Origin of the sequence: Lysinibacillus sp. FSL P2-0066 (genome assembly GCF_037969495.1) — a bacterium.
Classification (GTDB): domain Bacteria; phylum Bacillota; class Bacilli; order Bacillales_A; family Planococcaceae; genus Lysinibacillus; species Lysinibacillus boronitolerans.
This window is the reverse complement of sequence record NZ_CP150202.1, coordinates 853,016-865,438: the sequence shown is the minus strand read 5'-3', so window position 1 is coordinate 865,438 and position 12,423 is coordinate 853,016. Positions and strand designations below refer to the sequence as shown.

Below are 12,423 nucleotides of genomic sequence, written 5' to 3'. Positions count from 1 at the left end.
ACTCTCTCCTAATGCATTTCGTTGACAAATGACCGATTAGTCATTAGTATAAATAATTGAATTTAGATAGTCAATAAAGGGTAGGTGTGAAGGTGAAAAGTTTAGTTAATTTCGTATTAAAGAACAAATTGGCAGTGTGGTTATTAACAATTATCATCACTGTCTCTGGTATTTATTCGGGTACTAGGATGAAAATGGAATCGATACCCGATATTTCGATCCCGTATTTAATTGTCATGGGCGTATATCCTGGCGCAACGCCTGAACAAGTCATGAATGAACTTTCCATTCCGTTCGAAAAATCCATAGAAAGTTTAGAAGATGTGAAGGCTGTTTACTCAACTTCCTCTTCCAACGTAGCACAAGTTCAAGTGGAATACGACTATGGAATTGATATGGATGAGAAAAAACGTCAATTAGAAGCAGCTTTAGATAATCTTAAACTACCTGAAGGTGCTCAAGAGCCTACTATTATGGCAATCAGCATGAACATGATGCCCGTAGTCGCTTTATCTGTAAGTAGCTCTAAGGAAGATATTGTTGATTTAACTTCAACAGTAGAAGAAGTTTTACTGCCTAAAATCGAAAAGATTGATGGTGTTGCATCTGCTACCATAACAGGTCAGCATATTGAACAAGTATCGTTTAAATACGATGAAGAAAAAATGGCAGCACTTGGTTTAACAGAGGAAACTGTTAAACAAATGATTCAGGCAAGTGATATGTCACTGTCACTTGGTTTATATCAATTTACTGTCGGGGAACAAGCCGTTTCAGTAGATGGTAAGGTAAAATCAGTGGATGAACTGAAAGACTTATTAATTCCAGTTACACCTTCAGCTACAAATCCTTCACCTTTCGTTCGTCTAGGTGATATTGCAAAAATTGAAGTAGAAGGTAAAGTGCAATCTGTTTCACGTACAAATGGTCAAGATGCCATTGCTATTCAAATCGTAAAAGGCCAAGATGCGAATACGGTAACAGTTGTTAATGCAGTAAAAGACCTTATGAAGGATGAGGAAAAACGATTAGACGGCTTAAACGTAGAGATCTCTCTTGACCAAGGTGCCCCAATTGAAGATTCTGTATTTACAATGATCGAAAAAGCAGTCTTTGGCGGCGCAATTGCCGTATTAATCATTTTACTATTCTTACGTGATTTCAAATCAACGATTATTTCAATTATTTCTATCCCAGTTTCTATCTTCATGGCATTACTCCTATTAAACTGGATGGATATTACTTTAAACATCATGACCCTCGGCGCGATTACCGTCGCAATCGGTCGTGTTATCGATGACTCAATCGTAGTTGTAGAAAATATTTACCGACGAATTCACTTAAAACAAGAAAAACTTACAGGTCGTGCCCTAATTCGCGAAGCAACAATTGAAATGTTCAAACCAATTCTTTCTTCAACATTGGTAACGGTCGCTGTATTCGCTCCTCTTATTTTCGTAGGTGGTATGGTAGGCGAATTATTCATGCCATTTGCCCTTACAATGACATTTGCATTAGGTGCATCGTTATTAGTTGCGATCACAATCGTACCTGCTTTATCTCACTTCTTATTCCGTAAAAAGTTATACGGTGAGAAGACTGAAAGCCAACATAAAGAAGTTGGTAAACTTGCTACCTGGTACAAAGGTGTCTTAGAAAAAGTATTAAATCACAAAATTATTACATCTGTCCTTGCGATTCTTTTACTTGTTGGTTCTCTTGCATTAACACCACTTATTGGTTTTAGTTTTATGGGCTCACAAGAAGAAAAAGTTATGTACTTAACGTATACGCCTGCAACGGGAGAGCTGGCTGACGAAACGGCAGCAAATGTTGAAAAAGTAGAAAAAGAATTAATGAAACGTAAAGATGTTGATATTTTACAAGTTTCCATTACAGATGCGAAGAATGTCGATCCATCAGCAATGATGATGGGTGGAGGTGCTGGCGGTGCCTTAATGTACCTTATCTTTGATCCGGATATGGAAGACTTCCCTAAAGCTCGTGATGAGGTTGAAGACTATGTATTTAACATCGGGCAATCAGGAGAATGGAAGTCTCAAAACTTCACTTCTATGTCGATGTCATCAAACGAAGTCAGCTATACACTGTATAGTGATGATTTAGATAAACTTCGAGATGCTGTGAAGCAAGTAGAGGGCGCTCTAAAAGAAGTGGATGGCTTAGAAGATATTAAATCTGATAATGAAGATCCATATGTAGAGCATGTGCTAAAAGTTGAACAAAAAAATGTCCTTCAATACGGGTTAACGACAGCTCAAATCGTGATGGCATTAAATTCAAATACATCACAAGAAATATTAACTACCGTGAAAAACGATGGTAAAGATATCGATGTCATCGTTCAACGCGATGCTAAAGCAGCTGCGACTTCACTTGATGATGTCTTAGCCACTGAAATTAAAACAGCATTGGGTACAACAATGACTATCGGAGAATTAGTAGATGTTGAGGAAGGTACAACACTTAACTCATTATCTCGTTCAAAAGGTGAATATTTTGCAACAGTATCTGGTACGATTATCGGTGACGATATTTCAAAAGCCACTACTGCTGCTGATAAAAAAATTGATAAATTAGATTTACAAAAAGGTGTAACACTTGGTGTTGCTGGTGTTGCTGCAGATATGCAAGAAACATTCACTAAGCTTGGTATTGCGATGTTAGCAGCCATTGCCATTGTTTACTTCATTTTAGTGGTAACATTCGGAGAAGGTTTAGCTCCGTTCGCTATTCTTTTCTCACTACCGTTCGCAGTAATTGGTGCATTCATTGGTTTATTCGTTACAGGGCAAACTATTTCTGTATCTGTCATGATGGGTCTATTGATGTTGATTGGTATCGTTGTAACAAATGCCATCGTATTAGTTGACCGTATCATTCATATGGAACATGATGGTCTTGCCATGCGTGAAGCAATCCTTGAAGCTGGAGCAACACGTTTACGTCCTATCCTGATGACAGCCATCGCTACTATTGGTGCTATGATTCCAATGGCACTTGGTACTGGCGGTAGTGGATTAATTTCCAAAGACTTAGCTATTACTGTAATTGGCGGTTTATTATCTTCTACCCTATTAACACTCGTTGTTGTACCAATTGTTTATGAAATGCTATCTAAAATGTTAAAGAAAAACCGTAAAGATATTGAAGAAAATTAATAAAAAAACAGCCATTCATGCAGTCATTGCATGTGAGTGGCTGTTTTTTTTATTAATCTTCTTTCACTACAAAAGCTTCCTTGCTTTCCACACCTGTAGCAGATACAGCCTTAATGCCGTATGTATAGCTATGCTTAGCAAGAGCTGACTTGTCCACAAATTTAGTGAATCCATCCATATTATAAACAACATCCACTATATTTCGAGGGTCATCATAAGAGCCTTCTTTGTTTCCTGTAAAACGATAAATGACATACTTGCGTGGTTGTGTTTCATTTTCGTCTATAATCTCTATCTTACGACCTGCCGCTTCCTTTGTCACTTGCACAAAAGTCGGCACGTTCGGCACTGTGTCATCATCCCAAGTTGTTTCTGGTGTCAGTGCTGTGTAATTATATAATTGTTGACTAACAATCGTTGCATAGCCTAGTTTATTGTTTTGAAAGCTTCTTAAGGAGAAATGCATTTGCCCCTCAGCCGCTACCTTTTCCGAACGATTCGCTAGTATTTGACTAGGTAGCTCCATTTTATTTTTCCATGCTGCATCACTATCATTGCCAACTTTGTAATCAGCAAGCCCAATGTATAGATGCACAGGGTGTGTTGTTGCGTAGGTTTGCACTTCATGGCTCCACCAATCTAACAACGTTCCATATTTCGCAACAGATAATGTTCTTGACCAATAAATTTGTGGTGTAATGTAATCAATTGTGCCATTTTGAATCCATGTTCTGACGTCTGCATATAAATCATCGTAATTATTAACACCAGCCCTTGTATCGCTTCCTGTTTTATCTAGTGATTTATTGCGCCATACACCAAATGGTGAAATACCAAATTGGACATATGGCTTTGTGTCTTTAATGGCCGTGTAAAGATTTTCTACAAGACGGTTGACATTATCTCGTCGCCAATCCTCCACCTTTTTAAAGGAAGCACCATAGTTTTTAAAAGCTGCTTGATCTGGAAAAACTTCATTAGCAACTTTATATGGATAAAAATAATCATCCATATGCACTGCGTCAATATCATAATTAGCTACTAGCTCTCTTACTACGTCAACTAAATAGTCTTGTACTTCTGGTAAACCAGGATTTAAATAATATTGCTTACCGTATTTGATAACCCAATTTGGATGTGTTCTAGCCACATTATCAGCAGCAAGGTCTGTCAGTTTTTGTCCAGACATTGTTACACGATAAGGATTCATCCATGCATGCAGCTCCATACCCCGTTTATGACTTTCCTCTATCATGATCGCAAGAGGATCGTAGCCTGGATTCGTGCCTTGCTTTTTGCCTGTTATGTAAGATGACCATGGCGCTAGATCAGAGGCATACATTGCATCATTTGTTGGTCTTACTTGATAAATAACAGTATTGAATTTATTGGCTTTTAGTTGATCCAAAGTTTGGCGTGTCCAAGCCGTGTACTGCTCCTTCGTCATACCTGCTTTCATATCAAGATTAAGAACGGTTGAAATCCAGACAGCCCTCATCTCCCTTTTTGGCTGTGTCGTGCTTGCCATGGCAGTCTTTGTAGGGATTGTCGATAGGCATAACACAAAAATCATCGCGACTAAAGTTAAGATCTTCCATTTACTATTTTTCTTTCTCATATTTCCTCCATTTGCTATTTTTCTATTTTAGTATATGACAAGTACTCGCTATATGCACGTCTCCGAAGCAACTTTATCGGAATCAATGCAAGCAGATAATAAGTTTCACCTCTAACAAACGTTCCCGATAGTTTCAAAATATGTATAAAAAACTACTGAAAAGACGATGAATAGTACTTTTCCTTTAAAGAAATCGATAAATATAGATGCATGGCGTTTCATTTTATGAGATTCATTTCACAATTTCCATATTTTTAAATTCAACCTATTTTTTGCTTATTTCATTCTTTACGCATCGATGAACTTTATGCTACAATCAACACAACTTATATAGAACGGAGGGTATTCCAAATGACAGCTTCAATTAGACTACGATTTCACCTTATTAATTAAATATGTGTACACTTTGCCTGCTGTGCAAGGGAAATGGAATTAGGTCTAGTCTGTTTTAGGAATACTGGAAAAGAGGGGACTTCTACTCCCCTCTTTTTTTGTGTTGTCTTTTACTTTCCACACAGGCACTACTGTTAGAAAGGGATGACGAAATTGGAACATTGGAAACGTAACACAATACTTTTTTTAAGTAGTCAAACGATTTCACTTTTTGGCTCTGCTCTTGTGCAATATGCCATTACATGGTATATCACACTTACAACACAATCAGGCAGCATGATGACCATCGCGATCATTTGCGGCTTTTTACCAACCTTCTTCTTAGCACCTATTGCTGGTGTCTGGGCAGATCGCTATAACCGTAAATGGCTTATTATTTTAGCAGATGGAATGATTGCCTTATCTACGCTGATTCTAGCTATTTTATTTTTAATCGGCTATGATGAGCTCTGGCTACTATTTGTTATATCAGCCGTACGCGCAGTTGGTGCAGGTATTCAAACACCAGCAGTGGGCGCAATTTTGCCACAATTTGTGCCTGAAGAGCATTTAATGAAGGTCAATGGTGCAAATAGTAGTATTCAAGCCTTCATCATGATTCTTGCACCTATGGCAAGTGGTGCATTGTTAACGATGGCTTCTATTGAATCCATTTTCTTTATTGATGTGACAACAGCGGCTATTGCCATCGCTATCTTCTTATTATTTCTGCATATCCCTGCACATGCAAAAGCTAATCAGCCACAAACAACAGGCTATTTTAGTGATATGAAACAAGGCTTCATCTATATTAAAGAGCATGCTTTCTTGAAACAATTATTCTTGTTCTTTGCCTTTTTCATGCTGCTTGCTGCACCTGCTGCCTTTTTAACGCCTTTACAAGTTACACGAACTTTTGGCAATGATGTATGGCGTTTGACTGCCATCGAAATGGCCTTTGCCATTGGGATGTTAATCGGTGGTATCGCAATCGCAACATGGGGTGGCTTTAAAAATAAAGTGCATACAATGACATTATCTGCTTTGTTATTTGGTCTTTGTACAATGGCTCTCGGCGTCATTCCTATTTTTTGGTTGTACCTCGGAATCATGGCCATTACTGGCATAGCCATGCCAATCTTTAATACACCTGCAACGGTGTTATTACAAGAAAAAGTGGAAAGTGACTATATGGGAAGAGTATTTGGCATTCTTAGTATGATATCTACCTCTATGATGCCTTTAGGAATGCTAATTTTCGGGCCAATAGCTGATATTATTGCTATTGAGTGGCTACTCATCGGTACAGGACTATTACTCTTCATCCAAGGATTTTTCCTTCTAGGCAGTAAAGTCTTATTAAAAGCTGGTAAACCTACTGCTGAGCATGTTGACTCGCTAGAAAAAAAGTGAAGATTTTATTTCAGATAATTGTTGAGGATAAAATAACAATTAAAATTTAGCTTATAAACAATCATAAACGCATCTTGACGCTAAAAAAGCCCTACTTTATGTAGGGCTTTGTCGTCTTTATTCATGTCTTAAGAATAATTTCTTGTGCTTTCACATCTTGCTTCATGCAGCACCTGGATTATCATTATTTAAAAGTTTAAATACTTACTTTTTCCTCTTTTGCCCGATTAACAACGTAATTTGTGCCATTGTGAACGGTAATGAGGATTTCTTCCGATACGCTACATACTTTGGTACCCAAAAATCCGCATATTTTAGCTTAAAGTTTTTTAATCCTTTAAAATGATAGAAATGCTGCCCATGTAGAAAGATTTGTGCAGCTATTTTTTCACTTAAAAAAGAATATCTAGACTGTCCGACATTGGATAAAGGCGACATCCCCATGTTAAAGACACGATAGCCTTCCGATTTTGCCCATTCAAATAATGATAGGAAAATGAAATCCATTGTTCCAGATGGCGAACCAGGCTTAAACCTCATAAGATCCACAGAAACTCTTTCGCCTCGATCATACATCGGCATAATACTAGCAAAGCCAAACGTTCCTTGTGCGCCACGTAAAACGGCAATATTTGAAGTGCTTAAATAATGTTCATCAAAAAAACCCAGCGAAAAACCTTTCTCTGCTCTTCCCTGCAACCATTTTGTTGATACCTCTTTCAATTCCTTCATGACTTCCTGAGAATAAGGAGGACTCAGTATTTCTACTATATAATTTTCTCGTTCAAACTTATTTTTTATCGCTCGACTTCCCTTCATTTCTTTACCTGTGAGTGTAAATTTCTCTAGATCTACAAATGCCTCCTCACCAAGCTTAAAGAAACTATATCCATTCTCATGTAATGCAGAGAAAATTTTATTGTTTATCTCATAAAAGACAGGTGTATAACCATGCCGATCTGCCAATTCTAAAAATTCTTGGATAGCAGATAAAAAATCAGATTCATTTCCAACTGGATCTCCAAGAACGATAATTTTATCTGCATAAATTTGATAAGAGAATAAAACAGTTCCTTTTTCATTCCAATGTACAAATTTATCATGTAAAAAAATCAGATGTGAATACTCCGTTCCCTTATAGGTCATCAAATGATTTTTAATAGCTTCCTCATGCTCAATAGATAAAAGATTTACCATTTTCTTAGGTGTACGTATAAAATAACCTATATAAAAAATAACAATGGCGATAAGAATACCGATGACAGCACTATAAAAGAGGTCGTGATAATCGGTTATAATATAGTCCTGTAGGGCACTAGGAAAATGAATTTTGGCAGAGGGTAAATTGACATAACCAATCATCACATACATAGCTGTAATAACTGTTACTATCGCAAGGTCAAGTATGACAATTCCCCATGTCAAAACATAACTTTCTCGATAAAACTGCTTTTTGGATACCATTAATAACACTGTGACAATTACTAAAAAAATAGCTTCCTCATAATCAAGACCTTTAAAAATAGAAAATATCGCCGAACTACTTAGCACTACTATTGCGAGCTGATATGCCCTTTTTACTTTATATTTTATCCCCCTACATAACCCTAAGAGGATAAAGCCCGCCGCTACCGTCATTTGGTGTGAGACATTCATTATTGGTGAGGATAAAAATTCCTGAGCAATTTTTAGACGACTTAGCACCCCTGGCATTGCTGCAGATAGCAATAAAATAATGCCAGAAATAAACACCAATATTGTTAATAGCAAATGGCTTAGTTTCTGAAAAATAATATTAGGTAAGTCATCCCAAGATTGATTCCACCGCATCCAATATTCTTTAATAAATAAGAATACGGAAACCAAAAATGGTAGAACAAAATAGCCAATACGGTACAAAATTAATAGAAACAACACTTTTTCATCAGCAATTCCTATACTTTGTGTTCCCCACAAAAAAACGAGATCAAAAGAGCCAACTCCGCCAGGTATCATACTGACTATTCCTGCACTAGAAGCAATTAAAAATATAGGAATTAATGCGGATAATTCTATTGGAATCTTCAAAATAAACGTTAAAGCCCAAATTACGAAAAATACAGCAAGCCACTCAGCTATTGAAGTGGCCATCAATTGAAGTGATATTTTTGGTTTTAAAGAACTTTCCTTTTTATATCGAATCATATACATCGCCCAAAAAGCTGGTACATATAGGCTGACAAGAACAACTGCAATCGATAACCACCGTTCTTCTTTTAGCATTGGGAAATCCCAAAAGAATATATACATATTCCACGTTAACAAAGAAATCCCTGTTAAATAGAACAGGGTGACCGAAGCAATACTTCTGATCATGCCTTCCTTATCTTCTTTATATTTGGAATAAAAGTAATCACGTAAGAATATACCAACTAACCCTCCAAAGCCAATAAGGTTTGAAAAGGTATTTACGATAAATGAATGATTGAGCAAATTACGTCTATTGATGTTGATACCTAATATATTTGCTAAAATAACATCGTAAAAAATCATTGGTGTAATTGCGAAAAAAGTGATTAGAAAAATCAATAAAAGCTCCCATAGCTGAAGCTCATTCACTTCTTTTCGTAGTAAATGAACATCTATCCCACTCACTGATTGTTGGATTTCATAAATAGCTACCACCAAAAGTAATATTGGAAATAGAATCTTCAAAAATTTCAATAGTGTCTCTTTTCGGACGTTAAACATATGCCTAACCTACTTCCTATGAGCTAAATTAGAACTTTTATTACCTAAATCATTTTATTTTTTTAGGTAACGGACTATTTCCATATTGTAACGTATTCTTTGCTATATGTATTGTCAAAGTAAAGTACTCCTATTCATACTATTCACAAACAACCGAACAATTTTGCTTATCTGCCTACTCCTACTACATCGCCTTAAAAAAGACATTTTCATTTCCCCTATTCAGTAGAGAAATAAAAATGTCCATATTCAATAAAGTTAACAATTTTACAAGCATATCTGGATTTGAAAACTCATCCCTACTCCTTACTATTCGAATTTACATGCTACCTTATATGTATGGGGAGATCGGGCTTCTTGCTCTCCTTTATAATAAAGCTTTTAGAACGCCTCCTAAATTGGCTCTATCTTGTATCAGTACATATAACTAATCATTAAATATAATAACGATGAATAGGACGTCCTACGTTTCCATATTGTATATCTACTTTTAATAGCTTCTGCTTTTCTAAAAAGTCTAGATAGCGTCTAGCTGTTACACGTGCTGTACCTATATAAGTTGATACCTCTTCTGCTGATACTGCCTCACCACTTTTTTTTATATATGCAAGTACCTTATCTAAGGTAGCTCGATTAAACCCTTTTGGGAGTTCTTCTATAAGAATGGCGTCCATTCCTGTTGTTTCTACTACAATTTGTTCAGGAAGACGTTGTTGCATTAAATGATCGACATCATGCTGAGTTAAATCTTGCATGCCGCTTATTTTCCTTCTATAGCTTTGATAATTTTTTAAAGTCTGCTCAATCCGCTCAAACGTAAAGGGCTTCATAATATAATCATAGACACCTAAGTGTAATATTCGCTGCACAGTGGGCATATCATTCGCAGCTGTTACAGCAATAACATCAACATGAAGATGCTCTTCTCGTATTTTCCCTAACGTAATAATGCCATCCTGCTCTGGCATAAAAATGTCCATAAAGACAAGCTCTGGGGTTAATTGTTTAATTTTTTGAATTCCCTCAATTCCATTGCTAGCATAGCCAACTAATGAAAAACCTTTGATTTGTTCAATAAATTGTCTGTTCACTTCTCGTACCATTGGATCATCTTCAATCAATAAGACATTTATTACATCCATCTATACTTCTCCTAACTCAAATAAAATTAAGAAACTTGTTCCTTTCATAAATTCACTTGTTACTTCAATATCTCCATTGCCTTTTCTTACAATTTCATAGACTAAATGCAAGCCAATGCCTCGATTTTCACTAGCCTTTGACGAAAATCCATTTTCAAACATACGCTCCTGCACCTCTTTGGTCATGCCAATCCCGTTATCGGTAACTGCAATCGCTAAGACGCCATCATGCTCGTCTACAGAGATGGCTACATATTTATCTTCCTTAGAAAGTACATTTAATGCCTCAAAAGCATTTTCAATTAAATTGCCAAACAACACAACAAAATCATGATGATCTAATAGAGGTGGAAAGCGTTTAAAATGACTTTTCCGATCAATTTCAACCTCGATACCCAGTTCTTTTCCATAACTTACTTTACTTAATAACAAACCTGAAATATTTTCATTATGAAAGCGTTCATTTAAAAACTTCGTCAATGAGGCTTCATTTTCAGTAGTAACAGTAACATATTCAAGTGCTTGCTTTGTATGTCCCAATTGCAGTAGTCCCGCAATCGTATGAATCTTATTTTTATGCTCATGGGTTTGTACACGTAATGCTTGAACAAAGGCCTTTACACCTGTTACTTCCTCCGCAAGCTTTTTCACAGCTGTTAAATCTTTAAACATAGCAACTGCACCAACTAGCTCTCCATTCACAATAATAGGTACACGATTACTTAAGATACTATGATGATTAATGTAAAGCTCTTGATCATAAACAGGTGTTGCTGTTTCAACAATTTCAGGCAGACGGGTATCAGGCAAAACGTCATAAATCTTTTGTCCAATACAGTCCTCTATTTTCCTAGTAACACCTAAAATATCGGCCGCTTTTTCATTAAAAATGGTGATATTCATTTCCTTATCTACCGCTATTATTCCCTCATGCATGGCATTAAAGGTTTCTGTTCTTTCCACATACATTTTTGCAATTTCATGAGGTTCAAGCCCAAACATTTGTTTTTTTATATGTCGTCCTAGTGTATAGGCACCGAAAATACTGAAAATCAGTGATATAACAATAGTTATCATAATTTCTCGCTCATAACTTTGTAACATTTCCAGAAAATCTGGTAATGAATAGCCAACGACTACAATGCCCACTTGTTCCCTTTTATCATTAATAATTGGCACGAAAGCCCGTATCATAACACCCGATTCTCCACGTGCCTTTGATACATAATAATGTTCACTAAATGCGGCGTTTAAATCCTGCGACTCACTGCGTTTTCCTATTTCCTTACTTACTGGGTGTGATAGTTTAATACGCTCCATATTCATTACAACAATATACTCGGCCTTATGAATCACTCTAATGCCATCTACAATTTTATTAATATTTTTTGCAGATTCTTTTATATTGGCATTTTCCAGATGTACACTAAGCTCTGGTACATTTGATACAGTTCTTGCCACAAGCATTGCTCGCTGTCCAAAATCTTTTTCCTGTTCAGATAATAGGTTACCGAGTAAAAAAATACCACCTAGTAAAAAGGAGAGTGCAATGATTAAAAATGTCACTAACAGTATTTTGCCGTTCACAGGCATTTTCATCATTAAAAAATTCCTTCCTTTCAAATTTGCATTCTCATAATCAGTGGCACACATATTTAGTTTTAAGATTATCTGCAAAAAAATCTTTTGACAACATATTTAGTCGATATAAGTAGCAGAAAATATTGAATTTAATGAACAATATTATAAACTGATAATTTAAAAAGAACTTAATTATCACTCTATGTTTTTGTATTATAACAATAATTAATTAATTATAGCGTACCATAACAGAGATAGTTATTGATATTACTATATTTATATGTAAATGTAAGTAAATGTACTTAATGAACGATATGTTTCTTATTTTCTAAATCTCTTTTTTAAAGAAATATTCGCTATGATACTTTTAGTGAAAGCGATATCA

The 12,423-nt window shown here is 36.0% G+C and carries 6 protein-coding genes; 2 read left to right on the top strand and 4 right to left on the bottom strand.

Annotation, left to right across the window (positions count from 1 at the left end):
• The first annotated feature begins 92 nt into the window (after positions 1–92).
• Complete coding sequence (locus tag MKZ14_RS04055) at positions 93–3,182, top strand: efflux RND transporter permease subunit (protein WP_333006614.1); 3,090 nt, start codon at positions 93–95, stop codon at positions 3,180–3,182.
• Between the two features lie 52 nt (positions 3,183–3,234).
• On the opposite strand, the gene MKZ14_RS04050 is transcribed toward MKZ14_RS04055, so the two are convergent.
• Positions 3,235–4,800, bottom strand: a complete 1,566-nt coding sequence (locus MKZ14_RS04050) for a family 10 glycosylhydrolase (RefSeq protein ID WP_333006615.1) — start codon at positions 4,798–4,800, stop codon at positions 3,235–3,237.
• Positions 4,801–5,337: 537 nt separating this feature from the next.
• Here MKZ14_RS04050 and MKZ14_RS04045 point away from each other — a divergent pair.
• Positions 5,338–6,585 (top strand): MFS transporter, encoded by a 1,248-nt coding sequence (locus MKZ14_RS04045; RefSeq protein WP_048391958.1) that lies wholly within the window; start codon positions 5,338–5,340, stop codon positions 6,583–6,585.
• Between the two features lie 204 nt (positions 6,586–6,789).
• On the opposite strand, the gene mprF is transcribed toward MKZ14_RS04045, so the two are convergent.
• From mprF to MKZ14_RS04030, 3 genes are all read right to left on the bottom strand, one after another.
• Positions 6,790–9,315 carry a bifunctional lysylphosphatidylglycerol flippase/synthetase MprF gene (gene mprF, locus MKZ14_RS04040; protein WP_339280635.1) on the bottom strand — a complete coding sequence of 842 codons (2,526 nt, stop codon included), beginning with the start codon at positions 9,313–9,315 and terminating at the stop codon, positions 6,790–6,792.
• A 434-nt stretch (positions 9,316–9,749) separates the two neighbouring features.
• Positions 9,750–10,457 carry a response regulator gene (locus MKZ14_RS04035; RefSeq protein WP_339280634.1) on the bottom strand — a complete coding sequence of 236 codons (708 nt, stop codon included), beginning with the start codon at positions 10,455–10,457 and terminating at the stop codon, positions 9,750–9,752.
• On the bottom strand, positions 10,458–12,059 hold the full coding sequence (locus tag MKZ14_RS04030; protein ID WP_054549826.1) for a sensor histidine kinase: 1,602 nt from the start codon (positions 12,057–12,059) through the stop codon (positions 10,458–10,460).
• Between the last annotated feature and the right edge of the window lie 364 nt (positions 12,060–12,423).

Coding starts and splice junctions, on each gene's coding strand:
- MKZ14_RS04050 (WP_333006615.1), bottom strand. CDS start 4,800: ATGAGAAAGAAAAATAGTAAATGGAAGATCTTAACTTTAGTCGCGATG.
- MKZ14_RS04045 (WP_048391958.1), top strand. CDS start 5,338: ATGACGAAATTGGAACATTGGAAACGTAACACAATACTTTTTTTAAGT.
- mprF (WP_339280635.1), bottom strand. CDS start 9,315: ATGTTTAACGTCCGAAAAGAGACACTATTGAAATTTTTGAAGATTCTA.
- MKZ14_RS04035 (WP_339280634.1), bottom strand. CDS start 10,457: ATGGATGTAATAAATGTCTTATTGATTGAAGATGATCCAATGGTACGA.
- MKZ14_RS04030 (WP_054549826.1), bottom strand. CDS start 12,059: ATGATGAAAATGCCTGTGAACGGCAAAATACTGTTAGTGACATTTTTA.